We start from the raw sequence: 19,890 nt of genomic DNA on the forward strand, positions 1-19,890 counted from the left end.
TAAACCTCCTAAATACATAGCTTATACAAAATTATTTATACGTAGCACTTAGATCTGTAGGCAGTTGGTCGGTTACCGCATTACTTTTGGAGATCGAGGAATGTTGTTTACGTTGTTCTAATTCATGTTCAAATTGTTCTTCACTGACAGGCAGTTCTACCCAATCATCGATCCATGTAGATAAATACATCGCATTCGATAAGCTCAATCCACGAATCCCTTCTTCCCCGGGAGCAATCAGAGCTGTACCATGCTGAATACTATCGATCCAATTTTGTATAATGCCTGGATGACCGGTCTCCATTCCTTCGATCGGGATCTCACATTTCCAACATTCAGGATGCCCGAACTTGCCTTCATAATGCTTATTAAATTGAGTCTCTGATTCACGTAAGCGCCAAAATGTCAGTGTGTCGTTTTCGATTACGATTTTGCCTTGATCGCCTGTAATTTCAAATCGATTGCTACCCGGATATTCACCTGTGGTAGTAATAAATACAGCGGTTGTGCCATTCTCATATTCGGCATAAGCAGTCACATCATCTTCCACTTCAATATTGCGATACTTACCAAACTGGCAAAATGCTCGAATACGTGTAGGCATCATCCCTGTTGTCCATTGCAATAGATCCAGTTGATGTGGACATTGATTGATCAACACCCCACCGCCTTCACCACTCCATGTCGCACGCCAACCGCCAGAATCGTAATAACTTTGTGACCGATACCAGTTAGTAATAATCCAATTCAGCCGTCTAATCTCGCCCAGTTCACCGGAAGAGATCAAGTCTTTTAATTTGATATAAAGGGGATTGGTACGTTGATTGTACATGATCGAAAAGACACTACCACTTTGAGCAGCGGCTTCATTCATTTCTCGTACTTGTCTTGTGTATACGCCAGCAGGCTTTTCGACTAAGACATGAATACCTGCGCCAAAAGCGAGTGCCGCTTGTCTTGCATGATCATAATGAGGAGTCGCTAGAATGACAGCATCCACCGTACCTGAAGACAACATCTCTTCTGCATTTGTCCAAAAATCCAGTGTCGGTGATAACTGTTCACTCACCCAATCACGCATCATTTCTCGAATATCGCAGACAGCGACAAGTTCAGCACCCTTGATCGTCCCTGATAATAAAGTGCGGGCATGAGCACTACCCATATTGCCGACTCCAATAATACCTACACGTACGCTAGAATCTGACTGTGTCATTACTGTCCCTCCTTGATATACTGTCCGGCAAGTTCACGGAATGATCCGGCAAAATACTGCAACATCTCGAAGGAATCCAGTTGTCCGCTAAAGTCTTCGACACCTAGATAACCGTCGTATCCTACACTTTGCAGATCACTAATAATCTGTTGCCACGGAACGATACCTTCAAGCATCGGAGCCCACTGACAATGCCACTGCTGATCTTGTTGTATCCATGCTGCATTTTTAACATGAACATGAGCCAGATAAGGCCCGAGTAATTGAAGTCCCATCCGATAATTCTCATATCCTTCATGCACCATATTGCCCGGATCATAGAGAACGCCTACATGTTCTGGATCAAGATGTTCAACCAGACGTAAAGCGGCAGAAGCACTGGCAGCTATCGTCTGATGATGCGTTTCGATCAATGCTTGAACCCCGTATTGTTGAGCGAGTTCTTGCACACTGGAAAGGTACCGGGTCGCTTCTGCATCCAGATCACGATAATGACGGGTGCGATCATACATTGGCACACCAACACGCATCATCGAAGCTCCCAGTTGCTGAGCAGTGGCAAAAGCATGATGGGTGCTGTCTAGATCACCACATTTTAGATAAGGTACAAGAGCAATCGATTCCAATTGATGTTGCTGTACAGATTGCTTAATGATCGAGACGCTCGGTTCGGTATGTTCTGGATCAATCGAACAACGATTATGTCGCCAGAACGAAGGTTCTTCTGCTAAAGCTTCTTTAGGAATAGACGCAAACCGCCACTCAATTCCGTCTATCCCTGCTTGAGTTGCTGCTGTAATCAATTGTTCAGGTGTTAGATCAGGCGTACATACGGTAAACACAGAAAGTTTCATACGTAGATCGTCAGCTCCTTCGTCACATACATCCATTGATTTGCCCAATGTACCATGTATTTGTATCCAATAAGGTGATCTGAACGTAGAAGTAGAATAAGGGATAAATAAAAGAGCGAAGCGGTTAGTGTGAGATAAATGAATAACGGGTAAATATATACCAAAGAAGTACATAGATACCGGAGGGATGAAATAATGAATACGATGAAAGCTGTAGGGGTGACCCATTACTTACCTATCGATCAAGCAGACAGTCTATTAGATGTAGAAATACCGAAACCAACGGCTAGTGGACATGATCTATTGGTTCAAGTCCAAGCGATTTCTGTGAATCCTGTAGATACCAAGATTAGAGCACCCAAAGATCAAGTGGAAGAGAATCCACGTATTCTAGGCTGGGATGTAGCGGGTATTGTGGTTGAAGTAGGAAATCAAGTCACTCATTTTCAGGTAGGAGATGAAGTCTTCTATGCAGGGAGTGTTACACGAGCAGGGGGTAACAGTGAATATCATCTTGTCGATGAACGGATTGTAGGGCATAAGCCCAAGTCACTTGATTTTGCCGCTGCGACTGCTCTGCCTTTGACTGCAATTACAGCATGGGAAGCGATTCATGAGCGTCTGGGCATTTCGGAAGATGCAGTATCCAATGCTGGGCACACGATACTGATTATTAATGCCGCAGGTGGAGTCGGTTCTATCGCTACACAGCTTGCGCATCTAGCAGGATTGACGGTTATTGGTACAGCTTCACGTCCAGAAACGTCAGATTGGGCGAAAGCGCACGGAGCCGATCATGTGATTAATCATCATGACGCATTTGTGCCTCAGTTGAAAAAGATAGGTTTCTCTGATGTAGATTATATTTTATGCTTAAATCATACCGACCAACACTGGCAACATATGGCGGATGCGATAGCACCACAAGGTAAAATATGTTCGATTGTAGAAACCGAGCAACCGATCGATCTGGAAGCGCTCAAAAACAAAAGTGCTACGTTTGTCTGGGAATTTATGTTCACGCGTTCAATGTATGAAACAGACGATATGAGCGAGCAGGGTGTAATTTTGAATCGGATTGCTAGTCAGATTGACGAAGGCAAGCTTCGCACAACAGAAACCAAGCGTCTACGTCCGATTAATGCAACTCAATTACGAGAAGCCCATCGATTGTTAGAAGCAGGCGATATGATTGGCAAATTAGTCTTAGAAGATTTTGAATCGTAAACGATATTTTGATCTATATAGGGGGCACACGATGAGTACGAATAATGACCAGCTCAAAGCGACGATTCGCAAAACAGCAGATGAAGCTTTTGATAAAGAAATGGATGAGATTAATCGCCAGATGAAAGATGAAGTATTGATCGCTTTAATCGGTGATGTTAATGCAGGGAAGTCATCGACAATTAATCGTATTGTAGGCGAAGAGGTAGCCGGGGTCGGTGCAGAGCCGGGAGAGACGACCGAGATTAAGCCTTATGCTTATCGGGAAAAGATTATTTTTATCGATACACCGGGCTTAAATGATGTGAATCTTAGCAACTCAGCTGTGACACGCGAATATTATCGCAAAACGGATGTGGTTCTTTTTTTCCTAAATGCCGCAGGAACCGTATATTCAGAAGCTGAAAAAAATTCATTACAAGCGCTAGAGAAAATCAATAACAATATTATTATTGTATTAAACAAAATTGATGCAGCAGATGAGATTGATCGTCTGGTTCGTCGTATTCAACAAGAAACAGGGCATAAATATCAAGTCATTCCCGTATCTTCACGCACCGGACAAAATATTGATACATTACGTGATAGCATTTTGGATCTACTGAAAAAAAAGTAAGGACATTCTATTCGCCCGTACGATCAAAGAAAAGTCGTCAACCGCCAACAAATGGATTGTGGGCGCGGCTACTTCGGCGGGGGCGATAGGAGCAGCGCCTATTCCGGGAGCTGATATTATTCCGATCACCGCGATTCAGATCGGATTACTGACACGCTTAGCTGCGCTGTATAACAAGCCGATCAGTCGTGAAACCGCGAAAGAAATAGTGATTACAGCTATTATTGGTAATCTAGGCAAAAGTCTATTTGCTCAAGTGCTCAAAATCTTCCCCGGAGCAGGTTCTGTAGCTGGAGCAGGGGTGGCGGGAGCGATTACATTAGCACTAGGTTATTCTGTGAAATATGCATATGAACGTAATATCGAAGTTACTCCTGAAACCGTCGGCAAATTATACAAAAAGTTCCGTGAACGTACCAAAAAACAAGATGTATCTCAGATCACATCAGTAGACGATCCTAAATAAGCATGTGAACAGAAAGGCTGGATAAATGATTGAAGGCATTACAACGGCTACAAGGTCATCTGATGCGCTGGGCTCAAGAGCGACACTTTGCAGAAGGACAGCTTATTCATGAGCGTTATCGGATTAGTAGACGCTTAGGTACAGGAAGTTATGGTGTCACTTATCTATGCGAAGATATCCAGACCTTACAGACCTGTGTATTGAAAAGAGTCTACCCTTTGCGTGGTGGTCATAGACGTGCACAATTGATCTATGAACGTGAATGTAAAGCGATGGCGGCAATAGATCATCCGCGCATTCCTGCATTGATCGATACGTTTCTATATCATCATTATCATTGTCTGGTGATGACATATATGGAAGGGCATAATGTAGGAGAGCTTATTTTCGAACAAGGGATACGCTTGAATGAACGTGAAGCTCTGCAATGGATGAAGCCATTAGTAGAGATTGTGACTGCTATTCATCATCAAGGATGGGTACACCGAGATATTAGCCTTTCAAATGTAATCTATGATCAAGATCGTGTCTATTTGATCGATCTAGGGCTGATGTGGCAACAAGGGGAAGGAACAAGAAGTGTAGCGCTACTTGATGAACTGGTTAGTGGTGATCAGGAAGAGAAACGGATTAGACGAGCTTTGCATGTAACGAGCGACTTTTACGGGTTGGGGCATTTGTTGTTATTCCTTCTCTATAGTCATGAAGAGCAGAGCGAAGAAGCTTCTATCGCTACAGAACAATCACAGGGTAGCTGGGAAGACGAATTATCTCTTCATCCACGTACACATCAGATGATTCGTCGTATGCTCCTCGTGGAGCTAACACAGCCTTACGATCAGATCGATGAGATTGCTCAAGAAATCGATCAGATTATTGCTGAGATTGAAATGATTTCAAATTAGAAGAATGATCATAAAAATATTCCGACAGAATAACATCGTATCTCTTAACGATATTCTGCACGGGATATTTGTTTTTGTCTTGATAGAAATACATCATCCTCGGATTAGCTACTGCTATACGAGCTGGATGAACGCTTTCCTCGATAATGTCCACGCCCATGTTGATTATGAAAACCTCCACGACGATAACGATCACTGCTACTATACGAACGCCTACGCTTTTTCTTCGAAGAGATCAGATGTTTGATCAGACTTTTAATCATACCCATAATAAATAGCTCCTTTTTCGTTCATTTTGAAGTACATTTGTGCTTTCATTTGAAATAATCAAGCAGAATAGGTCTTAATACATAGGAAACGGTTGACATGTGTTTGCATTTACTAAGTACATTTCCTATTCCTTTCTACGGGAAGAAGGGGATAAGGTTTCTAAATAAAGGATCATTTTGAATCTTATCTATATCCATATGGATTCAGGTCAAAATAGAGATATATAACCTTTTTTTATAAAATAGCTTTTAAATTGCAGTGTTCATACCGATAATAACTATAATGAATTGCGTAAAATTAAATTTTATAAATTAAATTTTTGTAAAAATATAAAGAATGGTGATTCAAATGTCGAATAAAAGTATATATTAAAATATAGGCAAAAAGAACTGATTCAAATAGATTACTAATTGTCGAAAAAAGTAATATTATAAGTCGATTATTCTAAAAAAGTATAAATTAGTATATTATTTGATGATTTAAGAACCCGTCGTTAGTCATAGCATGTCCATCACTTAGATTTTAAATAAGAGGAGTTAATTACTACTATGAAATTATTTCGAAATATGACCGGGAGCTTGTTTTCGCGGATATTATCTATTGCTGCTTTGTGTATTGTTTTGGCTATGGCTGTTTCTATTACAGCTGTTGGCGTAATGACGACTCGTTCGTATGAGTCTATGAATACGAACTCACTAACTCGTGTAGCGAATGAGAAAGTCACAGAACTTCAAATGGCAGTTGCGGCTCAACAAACATTAGCTAGTTCCATTTCTAAAGAAATCTACAATGTTGACTTTTTTCAAAATCTTATCACAACAGGCGTAACCAATACGGCTAGCTTCAATCGTATTCAAAACAACTTTAATGATAAATTACAAAACTCGAATGGATTGTATGAAAATATATTCTTCTCTTATCAAGACAAAGTATTTTTGGATGGTCTTGCAGGAAAATCGCAAGGAACAGACTTAATCTCCACATCTCCTTGGTACAAACAAGTAATGAATAGTGGTAATCCTATGGTGTCTGAAATGCAGATTTCACCTGTAACCGGCAATCCTGTTATTGTAGTCGTTGAACCTGTCAAAAACCCGACGACTAATAAAGTATTAAATGTATTTGCACTTCCTATGAATATCAATACTCTATTGGATGGCATCACTCAAAAAGAAAAAGAGCAAACGATTAACACCATTGTGACTAATGAAAAAGGTATCGTTATTGCTTCACAAGATGCGAATCAAGTGCTTAAAACTGATTTTACCCAATTGAATAACGAAGATGGACTTAAAACGATAGGTACTGCTGAAAATGGTACAGGTTATGTAACTATTGGTGGCGAACGTTATCTTGCTTCTTTTGTGAAAGATGATTCTTTGAAAATGAGCGTAGTTACATTTCTTCCTGTAAGTAGTTATATGAACGATCTATATAGTATTTTAACAACTATTGTTGTGATCACGATTATCGTTCTGATCATTGCTCTAATTATTCTTTTCCTAGTCGTACGTGGTATTGTCAAACCAATCCGTCTGGCTTCTGAGCAATTAGAAATTATGTCCAAAGGTGATTTCTCTAAACTATTGCCTACGCAATATGAAAATAGTGTGGGTGAAACGGGCGTATTGATTCGTTCGATGAACCGGATGCATGAATTTACAAGACAAGTCGTTCAATCAGTGAGTGAAGAATCTAGAAATCTTAAAGAAGCTAGCAATACAGCACACACAATGTTTATAGATATGGATAAAGAATTGCAAGATGTATCGGCAACTACGCAAAATATGTCTGCTGGTATGGAAGAAACAGCCGCTTCTGCACAACAAATCAATGCTTCTACCGATGAATTTGAAAAAGCGATTGAATCTATCGCTAAAGGCGCTCAAGAAGGTGCAGAAGAAGCGAATATCATTAGTAAACGCGCTACTGATTTCAAAGTAGCTCTAGAAAAATCAGTTGCAGAAACGACTGTAGTCTATGAAGAAGTAAAAGTGGGCTTAGATGAAGCTCTTGAACAATCCAAATCAGTAGATACGATCAAAGAGTTAAGCGAATCTATTCTACAAATTACAAAACAAACCAATTTACTTGCGCTAAATGCTTCTATTGAAGCGGCAAGAGCAGGTGAAGCAGGTCGAGGATTCGCAGTTGTCGCAGAAGAAATCCGCAAGTTAGCAGATGCTTCCAAAGACACAGTTGGTCAGATTCAAGTGATCACCAGCAATGTTACAGATTCTGTAGGGAATCTACAGAACTTTACACAACGTCTGATCGATCTACTAACAGGTAATATTGCTAAAGATTATGCAATGATGAATAAAACGAGCGAATCGTACTTGAATGATGCTACTTATATTGACCGTATGGTTTCTGAATTTAGCGCAACCAGCGAAGAATTAAGTGCTTCAGTACAGAATCTAGCTCAAGCGATCAATGAAATCTCGATTTCTAACAATGAATCAGCTGAAGGTACAGAAGAGATTGCAGATAAAACAACGGTTGTTGTAAACAAAGCAAATGAAATTGCTGAAGAAGCGAAGAAAACCAATGATAGTGCAGATCGTCTGAACCAAATGATTCAACGCTTCAAAGTATAATTAAACCGAATGCCAGTGTTGCAATAAGGGCCCATTAGGTCCATAAATAGGGTCCATTTTCGGAAGAGGAACATGCGAGATTTCAGCCAAAGCTGTCGCATGTTCTTTTTCTTTGTCTGCTGGAGTGCGTGTATTGTAAGACATGCCATCAGGATAGGCGCCTACAATTCGAAAATCAGGGCTGGCGGATAACCGCTTATGCCCTGTGCCGGCAGGTAAAACGACTACATCGCCTGTCTGCAAAGTGAATACTTTTCCTTCTTCACCGCCTAGTTGTACTGTCACATGACCACTGATTACGCCCAAGACTTCATGTGCATTACTGTGATAATGATGATAATCAAATACACCATTTGTCCAACTATTCAGCCACTGGTGTTGATTGAACATAGATTCAGTCTGTGACGGATTGTTGTGAAATGCTTGCGGATACAGCAATACAGGTAAATGAGGGTTATTAGGAATTCCTTGATTAGATTTAAAGTAAAAAGCTTGAACAGTCTGAGTGCTCATATGAATAAAACCTCCTTAAAGAAATGCATAAATATACAATATTGCTATACACAAAATGACATAACCTACCGATAATACAGGCAGGGAATAATGAACAAGAAAGGGGTAATCTATCGGACAAAGGGGCAATACCTATGAATATTTCTTCCGTTACATCAAGTGCATACCAAGCAGCTTCTGCTGCAACTACAACCGACACCAGTGCATTGGAAAAACAAAAAACAGCGTTACAATCTCAATTAACCAAATTACAAAGTAGCACAGACCAAAAAGATAGCGAACAACAGATCAAACAAGTACAACAACAGATTCAACAAGTACAGCGTCAAATCGCTCAAGCTAGTGCCAAATCCAGTAATAGTGATTCTTCAGATACCAGTACAGTATCGACAGATTCGACAAGCAGTACAGGTTCTACTGCCAAAGCAGCGATTCAATCGATTAAAGATGTACAAGAAGCTGTTCGACAAACGCAGGAAGATGAAAAAGCCAAACGCAGTACAGCCGATATGGGTGTAGGCGGATTACTAGATATCACTGTTTAATACACATATCGTGGAATATTGAAAAGCTATCTTTCCTTGGAGATGGCTTTTTTTGCTATACATACGATTGAAATGAATTGCAAAATGATGATGATTTTCAAGAATAATATGTATTTCTGAAAATATATGATTTACAGTATCAAAATGATAGTGTTAGGATAACTAATAAACGTTTGGATCATTATACGCATACAGCACAAAGGAGTATACAGAAATGAAAGAATATGTAGTCAGTCGGATGTACAAAGCTTCAGCAGGAATGGCAAATGCTGTTCTGGTCACACTGGGAATAGGATTGCTTTTCGAGACATTTGGTAAATTTCTTGGATGGGATACACTGATCGCTATCGGATCGGTTGCCAAAATATTGCTTGCGCCTGCGTTAGGAGCAGGGATTGCTTTTCAGTTGGGTGGCAATACGCTTGTTCTTTTTAGTGCGATGATCGCAAGTACAATCGGTGGAGCTGCTCTTCATCTCAATGTAGAGGGCGGAATGACGCTTGTACCCGGACAGCCCATCAGTGCTGTGCTTGCAGCGATCGTAGCCACATATGTAGGAAAACGAATTACAGGGCGTACCAAGCTTGATATGATGGCGATTCCGTTAGGGGCTGTTTTTGTCGGCGGATTAGTGGGTGCAGGGCTTGCCGCTGTTGTGACACCGTTATTGATTACGATTAGCGCAGGCATTACGGAATCAGTACAAGGTTCTCCTATTTTAGCTTCGATGGCGATCTCATTAGTATGGAGTATCTTATTAATGTCTCCAGCATCGTCAGCGGCGATTGCGATTGCACTCAAATTAGATCCGGTATCTAGTGCAGCCGCATTGATTGGATGTACCGTTCAATTTGTAGGATTTACATTAATGTCTGCTCGACAGAACGATGCAGGCGGAATTATAGCGCAGATTCTAGTCACTCCCAAAGTACAATTTCCCAACTTGGTCAAAAATCCACGATTGGTCTTACCTACGTTTATCGCAGCGATTATTTGTGCTCCGATTGCTACTCTGGTATTCCATTTCCAAGCTTCGTATGAATTAGCAGGTTTAGGATTGAACTCGATGATTGCACCGTTGAATATTTTGGCGACTCAAGGAGCAAGTGCATTTATTGTATATCTGATGATCGGTGTTCTTTTACCTGCAATCATTACATTGGTTCTCTATTATGGACTCAAAAAAATAGGCTGGGCGAAAACAGGCGATCTGCATATGGAAGTACAATAGATGTGAACAGATAATTAGAAGTTGAAGTTATCAAAAAAACTATATTGTAGAAGGCTTTTTGATAAGATCTATTCTATATGCTTCATCTGTGCTCGAAGCAAGCGGTTGACCGTTTCCCGTCGTACACCGATTAATTGTCCAATCTCATCTTGCGTCAGAATATCAGTAATCGGAATATCACTGAGATAGTTCTGGAACCAACTCTGTAAATGAGTTAATTTGTCAGCAGGAGCAATTTGGGTCAGTTGATCGATCCGCTGTTGCATCATCCGCAATTTATCTTGTAATTGGACAGCGATGTCACGGTAGCGAAGCGGTTCACGTTCCAATTGCGCATACCATTCGGTGGCAGAAATCGGTTCAACTTCACTGGTTATTAAAGCAATCGCTGTTCCATGATAAGCCATCGGGCTGATGAGCGAATGATGCGGAATCGTTTCTCCAGGCACAATAATATTAAATAAAATAGGATTACCATCTTCATGCAGACGTACAATTTTAAAAAGACCGCTGGTGATATGGTATAGCCCACCATGTTCTCCTTGTCGAAACAAAAATTCACCTTTATGTAAAATCATCATCTAACCTCTTTTCGCTAATTTGCTCAAGCTATTTTACTGTGTATGCAGTGAGATAGCTTTTTTATTTCCAAATTTTATTTTAATCTTCATTCTTTTTTCTCGATTCTAAGATAAAGTATCCTAACTTCGTCAATAAATACAAACAAAAAATAATCATAAGAGTTCGAGAGATAACGTATCCGTCTATCGCCAAGTCGTACCCTGATGGAATTAAGAATTCACTGTTAAAACTTAGCCATAAAACGAAAAGGATCGGTGCAATAATACAAATTACCGCTAACACTCTTAAATCACCTTTCATTACATCACTTCCCTCATATTATTGAATGGTCATTATACACTAGACAGTATCAGCAAGCCGACGTATACTATTCTCAACTAATTAGTAAAGATCATTTACTAATTATAAAAAAAGTTCAAAGGAGCATGTCATGTTAATGTCTATCGGCAATCCGCAAATGATCCGCAATCTGAATGAGTATTTGATTTTGGAAGTGATTGTGCAACACGATAGCTTATCGCGAGCAGAGATTAGCCGGCGCACTGGATTGAGTAAACCTACCGTTTCTTCAGCAGTTCAGAATTTAATCCAACATCAATTAATTGCGGAAATAGGACAAGATGATAGCAATCAGCAGGGACGCAAAGGGCAGTTGCTTTCATTTAATCCAGCAGTCTTCTATATTGTAACACTGGATATCGGAGCAGATTATATTCGTACCGCTTTAACAGATTTGTCAGGCAAGATTATTGAGACAGGGCATTTTGCTCTTGAAGCTTCACATACCGAGCAGAGCATGTTAACACAGCTAAAAACACATATGGATCAGCTCATCGCACAAGCAAATGTTACATGGAATCAAGTACGCTTTTTATCAGCAGGGATTCCAGCTGTTGTCCATCCTGACAATGGAACCATTCATACGCTACTTCCTCAATTTGAACCTTACTATTCTGCATTATCCTCTTCTTCATTAGCTTCTTTATTTCCTTGTGAAATCCTTCTCGACAATGATGTTAATCTAGCAACTATCGCTGAAAAAGAATATGGAGCTGCACAATCGGTGCAACATATGGTCTATGTGTCTCTGGGTGAAGGAGTAGGCGCAGGTATTATGATTGATAGCAAATTGTATCGTGGCTTATCCGGGTCCGCAGGTGAAATGGGTCAATGTCTTTCTCGCTCTGTTCATGGAGAGCGCTTAGAAGAGCAGATCGGTGGAGCAGGGCTTCGTCGTCTTATTCAACACTATAGTGCTTCTCATACGGATGCGACTGTCTCTGCTTCGATCAGTCAATGGGATATTCCAACCTTAATGAACCAAGCGCGTCAGTACAATCCAGATGCACAAGCTATCGTGGAACAATACGGACAACAACTTGCATTATCACTAATTAATTTAGCATCCATGTTAGCACCGGAAATGATCGTTTTTGGCGGAGTCATAGGAGAGCATGCAGATTTATTTATTCCGACTATTCAGCAGCAGATGGAACAATATGCTCCAGTGTGCCCTCAATTAACGACAACTATGCTAACCGGCAAAGGTGTGATTCAAGGAGCGGCATGGTCAGGTATTCACCGAGCTTTTCAATATATAAGAGAAGATATGTTAGTGGTAGGCGGTAAAATATTATTTGCAGAGCAGGAGGACAAAGAATGAGTACAGGCTTGATGATCGGCATCGATATTGGAGGAACCAAAACGTTAATGATCGTTACCAATCGTGAAGGTTCTATATTAGCGCAGCACAAGCAACCTACGATTCAAGCAAGGCAACCTTCTGCTTTTTTTGCGGCTTTATTTGAGCAAGTACATCATCTCCTATCTACCATAGATCGCACGATCGCAGACATTGAAGGGATCGGTATAGGCTTGCCTGGAGCGGTTAATGTCGCCACCGGAGTGATCACCCATATCCCAGCGCTTCCTTTAGACGGAGTATCGTTGATAAAGCAGATTGAGCCTTTTTATCAAGGAGCTTTGTATTTGGATAATGATGTGAATGTAGCTGCCCTTGGAGAACACTGGCAAGGAGCAGGCATCGGGAAAAAGCATATGATTATGCTCACTGTAGGCACAGGCGTCGGTGGCGCAGTTATTTTAAATGATACCTTGTTCCGTGGTGCTGACTATACCGCAGGAGAAGTCTCTTATTTTGTTGTCGATCATCAGCCAGAGCAGAGATCGCTTGAAGTGGTTAACAGTCATGAATTTGGACGATTCGAATCCCATGCATCCGGTACAGGCATAGGCATATACGCCAGACAATGGTTAACCAGTCAACAAGCAGATGCTACTCATCCGATTGTTGTGCACGCAGGAGGAGACATTCAGCAGGTACAGGCTGTAGATGTATTGATGCTAGCACAAGCAGGAAATAGTGATGCAAAAGAGATCATGAATGTACCGATCGATTATATGGCGGCAGGTATTGCCAATATGATTTCGCTACTCAATCCAGAATGTGTAGTGATTGGTGGCGGTGTAGCAGATTCTAGCTATTATATTGAACAATTAAGCCAACGTATTCAGCAGTTTACTCCGATTCATGCACAACTCGTTCCTGCGGTATTAGGCAATGTGGCTGGAGCGCTTGGAGCAGTCTATGGTGTATTGAATGATCCATTAATGATGAACCCACATAGCCGTTAGGTCAAAAAGGAGTGATGATCATGATCTCCATATGGAGTGCTAAGTTAAAAGGAATACGGGACTCCTCAAAGCGGCTAGCGGATCAATGGACAGAGGAACAGTCACCCAAAGACGTGTTGCTACGTATTCGTAGCTTTTATTTGCTCGCCGGATTAGCAGGTGGAATCTTTAATCCCTATCTATCTTCGATGCTTGTAGGTGGAGGGCTTGGTAGTGGACAAGTAGGTTTGTTGTTATCCATCGGTACGTTTATTTCGATTCTGGTACAACCTGTCTGGGGATTCGTTGTGGACCGTTTTCAGCAAATGAGATTGGTGCTGTTATTGAGTGTAGCGATTCCAGGATTGTTATCGATTCTTTATCAAAGCCCGTACTTCTTGATTCTGATTATGGTGTATACGATCTCTACCGTCTTTACAGCGACTCAAGCACCAATGGCGGATTCATATGCACTGGTGGCGGCGCAAAAAGCGAATACTACATACGGAGCCATCCGATTTCTGGGTAGTATAGGTACAGCAATTGGAGGTTATCTCGGTGGATTGTATGTTAGTCGATACGATGTATCTCTAATTTGGATTCCTTTTATGTTATTCAATGTATTAGCCGCTATATTGGCGTTTACGTTACCTCGCCGTTCTGATGAAAGTCGGATTCTGAATCAATCGCTTAGTGCAGGTATTAAGACGTTATTAACCAATCGCTTATTTTTATTTTTCCTCGGGGGAAGCTTACTAGTTAATCAGACACTCACTGCGTTCAACTCGTACTTTGTGCTGTCTTTTCAAGATGCAGGCGGTACATTACAACTGGCAGGAGTCGGTCTGTTGATTGCTTCAGCCGCTAATATTCCTTCGATGTTAATCGCTGCCAAAGTGATTCGCCGTATCGGGCATGAGAAAATGTTGCTGTTAGCGGCGTTTGCTTATATTTTGCGCTGGGGCATTCAGTGGTTATTTCCGGTGCCTTCTGTCATGTTAGCGGTACAATTGTTACATGGTTTATCCTTCGGGTTCTTCTATATTGCGGCGGTAGAATATGTATCACGTATCACATCCAAACATATGCAAGCGACCGGACAGAGTATTTTTAATATGGTGTTTGTCGGTATTGCAGGTATTATTGGTAATCTACTGAATGGCTATTTACTAGAACTGGGTGGTTCGCAAGCGATGAATCTTTCCTGTGTGATCAGTGCGATGCTAGGTTCTCTTTTATTATTATATGTGGCGCTTCAGAGTCGTCATTCTTCTTCGGCTGTTCCTCAATAATATTCGACAATTATTTTATTTTTAAAATAATCCTCAACAAATAACAGCGAAAAGCGTAAACTAATAGTAAATATACTTTCTATAATGAAGTTAATGTATCGGACATTTGGCTAACATCTATTCTTATGTGTAGATCTATACGTAAAACAAGATAGTCTGTGTCGGGAGCATTCAAGGGGGAGGACCATTTGCTATCTCAAAACTGGTATCGCCGTCTGTTGCTATCGTATTTTCCTATTTTTTTATTAACTGTATCGATATTGATCTTTTTATCTTTTCTAGTGATTAATGAGATTTCACGTCAAGAAACCGCCAAAGCCGATCGTATTTCTACAGGATATATGATGGATACGTTAGAGCGATCGGTGAGTGAAGTAGAGCTGGATATATTAAGCGATCTGGAGACTGCAAGTGTCTATCCTTTATTTCTAAATGGGAATAACGTTGACAATACAGCGGTAACTTATCAGACGATTGATCGGCTACGGCTGTTAGAAAATAATAATGAACTGATTGCTTCGATCTATATGTATCGGGATACCGATCAGCAAGTATTGACGCTACATGGGATAAAAGATTTGAACGCTTTTGCCGATCGTGATTTTGTTCAAGCGGCTTTGCAAGCGCCAGAACAACGGGGTTGGTCGAGTGTACGCTCATTTGCTGAAATGAGTAATGACCCCAAGCGTGAAGTGATTACGATGTACAAACGCTTGCCATTACCTTTCGGAGATCAGGGATTGGTTGTTATTAATATTAGTGTCTATGCGATGAAGCAAATGATCGCTTCTATGTTCAATCCGCAGGTATCTTTTCTGGAAGTTCAAGATGCTTCAGGATTACCGATCTATCCTGCTACCACTACAGACGATGCAGAACATGGCAAAACGCTAACTACGCTTCATTCCGATCGACTGGGATGGACATTTGAAAGTGGGATTCGTGCAGGGCAACTTTTTGCATGGGTATCGGTTATCTCCTATATCTGGATATTGATCGGTATATTTGTAGTTGGGGTGTCGATTGTCTATATTATCTATATTACACGCAAAAATTATAAACCAATTCAGGTCATGATGGAACGTATTGAGTCCCTGCAATTAGGTGGCGAATCGGCACGTAAAGATGAATTATCGTTAATTGATCATGCCCTCGAAAGCCTGATTGAGCAGACGATCGATTATGAACAACAATATCATGAGAATCTACTGATTCGTCGTCGTCGTTTATTTATGAATTGGATCGAAGGGGAACATCCTGAAAATATGCACCAAGAACTGCAAAATGTACATATTTTCAACGATTATGTTCGTTCTTCTCCTACTGAAGTTTCTACGGAATTGCCGTATTATGCTGTGATCGTTGTCGAGATCAAAGACTATGATGCTTTTCGGGAAAAAGGAAATGTGCAAGAACATAATACGCTCAAATTGGCGTTAACGAATGTTTTTCAAGAACTGGTACAGCAAGAAGGATTGCAAGGCTGGTCAGAATGGATCAGTGTACGTCGTGCCGGGATTATTATTTACGGGATACAGCAAGAAGAACGGCAATGGAATCGTCGCTTGTTTGACTTAGCTGCGAACAGCCGGGAGTGGGTAGAACATAATCTGCATCTGACGATTACGATGGGGACAGGAATCACGGTTCATGATCTACCTCAAGTACAACAATCGTATGAATCTGCGCTACAGTCGTTAGGATACAGTATGACGCTGGGTCGCGATGGGATTGTGATGTATAGTGATCTTCCTCAAGGTCGTGAACAGGAAAGTTATCGCTACTTGCAGAATATCGCTGATCTGGTCAAAGAATTTCGTCTGACTCAAGAAGTATGGCGGGATCATTTGAAGCAGATGTTAGATCGTGCTGAAAATGAACCTTTGCGTGATGAAAGTATTCGCTCACTGGTATTATCGCTTTTACAAATGTTAAGTCGTGAACTGGAAGGGATGTCTGAACCACTGGATACGTTGTTAACCGGAGATGCGGCGAATAGAGCGATGGAAGCTATAGCAGAAGCAGAAACGGTGGAAGATGTGTATCAAGCTTTACTCCCCTATCTGGATCAGGTCTATACTCATTATGTTGAAGCAGGTGAATCGACCAATTATCATGCGCTCATCGGTGAGATGAAATTGTATATCGAAGATCATTTTGCCAATCCAGACTTATCGTTGAATCATCTGAGTGAACGCTTTAATGTAACCCCCAAGCATGTCAGTCATTTGTTCAAAGCAGAACTCGATATTAAATTTATTGATTTTCTAGTACAGCTTCGACTTCAACGGGCAGAAGAATTACTGTCTTCAACCGAAGATACGATTCAGAATATCGCAATTCAAGTAGGCTATGCGAATTCAATTACATTTGGACGGGTATTCAAGCGAATTATCGGCGTGACCCCTGGTGACTACCGTAAGCTCAAAATGAAGCCTGCTTCATATGAATCGAAATGATGTCGCTTTTAGCTAGAAGTGTATGCTCAAGTGTTATTGAATAATACGATAAAAGATGTCGCTTTTTTGAAGGTAGCCTGTCGCAATCTTGTTGTATGCTTTGAATACTGACATGTTAAAATGACTTCAAGTTATACTAAACGACTAGCGTATACGGAGGGCTAAGCACATGGAGCAGATCATTAATGTAGGTATTATCGGATGTGGTGGAATCGCACAAGGGAAGCACTTGCCATCACTAGCGAATCTAGATTACGTCAATGTGGTTGCATTTTGCGATATTATTCCTGAAAAAGCACAAGCACTTGCTGAGCAATACGGTACAGCTAATGCACAAGTCTATGAAGATTATCATGAAGTGTTGAAACGTGAAGATATTCAAGTCATTCATGTCTGTACACCGAATGATGCTCATGCTGAAATTGCGATCGCTGCGATGGAAGCAGGCAAGCATGTCATGAGTGAAAAGCCGATGGCGAAAAAAGCAGCAGATGCACGCAAAATGTTAGAAACAGCTAAAGCTACAGGCAAAAAATTAACAGTAGGTTACAATAACCGTTACCGTCCGGATAGCTTAATGCTCAAGCAATTATGCGAGCGTGGTGATCTAGGTGAAGTCTATCATGCCAAAGCACATGCTGTGCGTCGCCGTGCTGTACCGACATGGGGTGTGTTCTTAGATGGAGATAAGCAAGGCGGGGGCCCATTGATTGATATTGGAACTCATGCACTTGATCTAACCCTCTGGATGCTGAACAACTATGAAGTCCATTCGGTTACTGGATCGGTCTATCATAAGTTATCTCAGACCCCGAACGCTGCGAATGCATGGGGACCGTGGGACCCTGAGAAATTCAAAGTGGAAGATTCCGCATTTGGATTTATTACGATGAAAAATGGTGCTACCATCTCGATCGATGCGAGTTGGGCGCTGAATGTGCGTCAACCTGATGAAGCGAAATGTACACTTTGTGGAACCAAAGCAGGTGCAGACATGAACGATGGACTGCATATCAATGGTGAAGATTTGGGCAATTTGTATGTGAAAGAAGTTCAATTGGGTGGCAGTGGCGTTGCTTTTTACAGTTCAGATCATGATGAGAAGCCTGAATTTATGGAGATGCGTCTCTGGATGGAAGCCATTATCAATGATACGGAACCTGTAGTCACACCAGAGCAAGCGTTAGTCGTATCCGAGATTCTAGAAGCGATTTATACGTCTGCTGAGACAGGGCAAACGGTTTATTTCTAATTGGATATCATCTGGTGATGAGTCTATATGAACAAAAAGTGATTCAATTCTAAGAATCACTTTTTATTTTGCCTTTTTTTTAGAGTATTCTCTACATGTCGCTTTTTTATAGTATGGTTGTCATCTTAATTCATTTCAAATGTTATCTAAAATATGATATTTTGTCGGTAGAGTGTCACTATTTTAAAGTACAATCATTATACAGTGGGAGTGAAGATCATGATCAAAGTAGCAATATTAAGTTATTGGCATGTACACGCACAGGACTACACTAACGATACGTTAAATCATCCAGATACAGAAGTAGTAGCGGTATGGGATGAGATTCCAGAGCGAGGTCAGAAAAAAGCCGCCGAACTCGGTGTTTCTTTCTACGAAGATCTGCATGAACTATTTGCGAATCCTGATATTGATGGTGTCGTGATCACCACTCCTACTGTTATGCATCGTGATGTGATGATCCATGCAGCAGAAGCGGGCAAACATATTTTTACCGAAAAAGTAATCGCTTCCACCAATGATGAAGTAGATCAAATTGTAGAAGCAGTCAAAAAAAATAATGTGAAATTAACAGTATCTTTACCACGCTTGAATGCAGGTTATACGCTAGCGATTCAGCAATTACTAGCAGATAACGTACTGGGCGACTTAACACTGGTACGTACCCGTCTTTCTCATGATGGAGCGACACAAGGCTGGTTACCGGATCACTTTTTTGGCAAACAAGAATGTGGTGGTGGAGCATTGATAGATCTAGGTTGTCATCCCGTTTATCTTGCTCGCTTATTTATGGGAATGCCTGAAAGTGTGTCTGCTAATTATGGTTATGTGACAGGGAAAGAAGTTGAAGATAATGCAGTCACCACATTCCGTTATAGCCATGGCGGTGTAGGGATTGTAGAAGCGGGATTTGTTAATCGCTTTTCTCCATTTGTTATTGAAGTTCACGGTACACTTGGCAGTGTATTGTACAGTACTCATGATGAGAAATTGTGGTTACGTGCAGGGGACGATAAGGCGTGGCAAGAAGTGACTATACCCGCAGATCGTGAGACTGCGTACCAGCAATGGGTTGCTCATATTCAGCAGGATACGGAAGCCACAGAAAATATCGGACTCGCAGTAGACTTAACTCGTCTGGTACAAGCTTCTAACCAATCTGCGGCAGAAGATCGTCCGGTTCGATTATAATTGTAAGATATAGATCAATCTCTTATCTCTCATAGAA

General features: G+C 41.1%; 16 protein-coding genes and 1 pseudogene. 12 read left to right on the forward strand and 5 right to left on the reverse strand.

All coding sequences use genetic code 11. The features are described from left to right. Positions 1-31 precede the first annotated feature (31 nt). Together RCP16_RS20150 and RCP16_RS20155 are read right to left on the reverse strand one after the other, a co-directional pair. Positions 32-1,216 (reverse strand): Gfo/Idh/MocA family protein, encoded by a 1,185-nt coding sequence (locus RCP16_RS20150; RefSeq protein ID WP_308641170.1) that lies wholly within the window; start codon positions 1,214-1,216, stop codon positions 32-34. Then, entirely contained in the window at positions 1,216-2,070 is an 855-nt protein-coding gene (locus RCP16_RS20155; RefSeq protein WP_308641171.1) for a sugar phosphate isomerase/epimerase family protein, read from the reverse strand. The genes RCP16_RS20150 and RCP16_RS20155 overlap by 1 nt, the downstream gene beginning before the upstream one ends. 195 nt (positions 2,071-2,265) lie before the next feature. Between RCP16_RS20155 and RCP16_RS20160 the strand changes: the two genes are divergently transcribed. From RCP16_RS20160 to RCP16_RS20170, 3 genes and pseudogenes are all read left to right on the forward strand, one after another. Next, positions 2,266-3,297 carry a zinc-binding alcohol dehydrogenase family protein gene (locus RCP16_RS20160; protein WP_308641172.1) on the forward strand — a complete coding sequence of 344 codons (1,032 nt, stop codon included), beginning with the start codon at positions 2,266-2,268 and terminating at the stop codon, positions 3,295-3,297. A 31-nt stretch (positions 3,298-3,328) separates the two neighbouring features. Then, a pseudogene (locus RCP16_RS20165) lies at positions 3,329-4,379 on the forward strand (GTPase). Positions 4,380-4,408: 29 nt separating this feature from the next. Next, positions 4,409-5,284, forward strand: coding sequence for a serine/threonine protein kinase (locus tag RCP16_RS20170; protein ID WP_308641173.1), 876 nt, complete (start codon positions 4,409-4,411; stop codon positions 5,282-5,284). Between the two features lie 104 nt (positions 5,285-5,388). On the opposite strand, the gene RCP16_RS20175 is transcribed toward RCP16_RS20170, so the two are convergent. Beyond that, entirely contained in the window at positions 5,389-5,553 is a 165-nt protein-coding gene (locus tag RCP16_RS20175) for a hypothetical protein (protein ID WP_161594272.1), read from the reverse strand. 549 nt (positions 5,554-6,102) lie between these two features. Between RCP16_RS20175 and RCP16_RS20180 the strand changes: the two genes are divergently transcribed. Continuing rightward, positions 6,103-8,154, forward strand: a complete 2,052-nt coding sequence (locus tag RCP16_RS20180) for a methyl-accepting chemotaxis protein (protein ID WP_308641174.1) — start codon at positions 6,103-6,105, stop codon at positions 8,152-8,154. Here the strand turns inward: RCP16_RS20180 and RCP16_RS20185 are convergent, their stop codons facing one another. Further along, on the reverse strand, positions 8,155-8,667 hold the full coding sequence (locus tag RCP16_RS20185; protein ID WP_308641175.1) for a cupin domain-containing protein: 513 nt from the start codon (positions 8,665-8,667) through the stop codon (positions 8,155-8,157). Between the two features lie 134 nt (positions 8,668-8,801). Between RCP16_RS20185 and RCP16_RS20190 the strand changes: the two genes are divergently transcribed. Further along, a complete protein-coding gene (locus RCP16_RS20190; protein WP_137223876.1) occupies positions 8,802-9,212 on the forward strand; it encodes a FlxA-like family protein in 411 nt (136 codons plus the stop codon). A 214-nt stretch (positions 9,213-9,426) separates the two neighbouring features. Beyond that, complete coding sequence (locus tag RCP16_RS20195; RefSeq protein ID WP_069327994.1) at positions 9,427-10,443, forward strand: PTS sugar transporter subunit IIC; 1,017 nt, start codon at positions 9,427-9,429, stop codon at positions 10,441-10,443. 68 nt (positions 10,444-10,511) lie between these two features. Here the strand turns inward: RCP16_RS20195 and RCP16_RS20200 are convergent, their stop codons facing one another. Continuing rightward, positions 10,512-11,021, reverse strand: a complete 510-nt coding sequence (locus tag RCP16_RS20200; protein ID WP_273592686.1) for a Crp/Fnr family transcriptional regulator — start codon at positions 11,019-11,021, stop codon at positions 10,512-10,514. A gap of 434 nt (positions 11,022-11,455) precedes the next feature. Between RCP16_RS20200 and RCP16_RS20205 the strand changes: the two genes are divergently transcribed. From RCP16_RS20205 to RCP16_RS20230, 6 genes are all read left to right on the forward strand, one after another. Then, positions 11,456-12,688, forward strand: coding sequence for an ROK family transcriptional regulator (locus RCP16_RS20205; protein WP_308641176.1), 1,233 nt, complete (start codon positions 11,456-11,458; stop codon positions 12,686-12,688). Next, positions 12,685-13,680 (forward strand): ROK family protein, encoded by a 996-nt coding sequence (locus RCP16_RS20210; protein WP_308641177.1) that lies wholly within the window; start codon positions 12,685-12,687, stop codon positions 13,678-13,680. The genes RCP16_RS20205 and RCP16_RS20210 overlap by 4 nt, the downstream gene beginning before the upstream one ends. A gap of 20 nt (positions 13,681-13,700) precedes the next feature. Continuing rightward, entirely contained in the window at positions 13,701-14,951 is a 1,251-nt protein-coding gene (locus RCP16_RS20215; protein ID WP_137223866.1) for an MFS transporter, read from the forward strand. Positions 14,952-15,139: 188 nt separating this feature from the next. Further along, on the forward strand, positions 15,140-17,410 hold the full coding sequence (locus RCP16_RS20220) for a helix-turn-helix domain-containing protein (protein ID WP_308641178.1): 2,271 nt from the start codon (positions 15,140-15,142) through the stop codon (positions 17,408-17,410). Between the two features lie 169 nt (positions 17,411-17,579). After that, positions 17,580-18,662, forward strand: coding sequence for a Gfo/Idh/MocA family protein (locus RCP16_RS20225; RefSeq protein ID WP_069328000.1), 1,083 nt, complete (start codon positions 17,580-17,582; stop codon positions 18,660-18,662). A 219-nt stretch (positions 18,663-18,881) separates the two neighbouring features. Continuing rightward, entirely contained in the window at positions 18,882-19,853 is a 972-nt protein-coding gene (locus tag RCP16_RS20230; protein WP_069328001.1) for a Gfo/Idh/MocA family protein, read from the forward strand. The last annotated feature ends 37 nt before the right edge of the window (positions 19,854-19,890 follow it).

The organism is Paenibacillus nuruki, from assembly GCF_963311185.1.
Classification (GTDB): Bacteria; Bacillota; Bacilli; order Paenibacillales; family Paenibacillaceae; genus Saccharibacillus; species Saccharibacillus nuruki.

What these genes read in the sequence shown, in the direction of transcription:
- RCP16_RS20150 (WP_308641170.1), bottom strand. Translation starts at nt 1,216, where the DNA reads ATGACACAGTCAGATTCTAGCGTACGTGTAGGTATTATTGGAGTCGGC.
- RCP16_RS20155 (WP_308641171.1), bottom strand. Translation starts at nt 2,070, where the DNA reads ATGAAACTTTCTGTGTTTACCGTATGTACGCCTGATCTAACACCTGAA.
- RCP16_RS20160 (WP_308641172.1), top strand. Translation starts at nt 2,266, where the DNA reads ATGAATACGATGAAAGCTGTAGGGGTGACCCATTACTTACCTATCGAT.
- RCP16_RS20175 (WP_161594272.1), bottom strand. Translation starts at nt 5,553, where the DNA reads ATGGGTATGATTAAAAGTCTGATCAAACATCTGATCTCTTCGAAGAAA.
- RCP16_RS20180 (WP_308641174.1), top strand. Translation starts at nt 6,103, where the DNA reads ATGAAATTATTTCGAAATATGACCGGGAGCTTGTTTTCGCGGATATTA.
- RCP16_RS20185 (WP_308641175.1), bottom strand. Translation starts at nt 8,667, where the DNA reads ATGAGCACTCAGACTGTTCAAGCTTTTTACTTTAAATCTAATCAAGGA.
- RCP16_RS20190 (WP_137223876.1), top strand. Translation starts at nt 8,802, where the DNA reads ATGAATATTTCTTCCGTTACATCAAGTGCATACCAAGCAGCTTCTGCT.
- RCP16_RS20195 (WP_069327994.1), top strand. Translation starts at nt 9,427, where the DNA reads ATGAAAGAATATGTAGTCAGTCGGATGTACAAAGCTTCAGCAGGAATG.
- RCP16_RS20200 (WP_273592686.1), bottom strand. Translation starts at nt 11,021, where the DNA reads ATGATTTTACATAAAGGTGAATTTTTGTTTCGACAAGGAGAACATGGT.
- RCP16_RS20205 (WP_308641176.1), top strand. Translation starts at nt 11,456, where the DNA reads ATGTTAATGTCTATCGGCAATCCGCAAATGATCCGCAATCTGAATGAG.
- RCP16_RS20210 (WP_308641177.1), top strand. Translation starts at nt 12,685, where the DNA reads ATGAGTACAGGCTTGATGATCGGCATCGATATTGGAGGAACCAAAACG.
- RCP16_RS20215 (WP_137223866.1), top strand. Translation starts at nt 13,701, where the DNA reads ATGATCTCCATATGGAGTGCTAAGTTAAAAGGAATACGGGACTCCTCA.
- RCP16_RS20225 (WP_069328000.1), top strand. Translation starts at nt 17,580, where the DNA reads ATGGAGCAGATCATTAATGTAGGTATTATCGGATGTGGTGGAATCGCA.
- RCP16_RS20230 (WP_069328001.1), top strand. Translation starts at nt 18,882, where the DNA reads ATGATCAAAGTAGCAATATTAAGTTATTGGCATGTACACGCACAGGAC.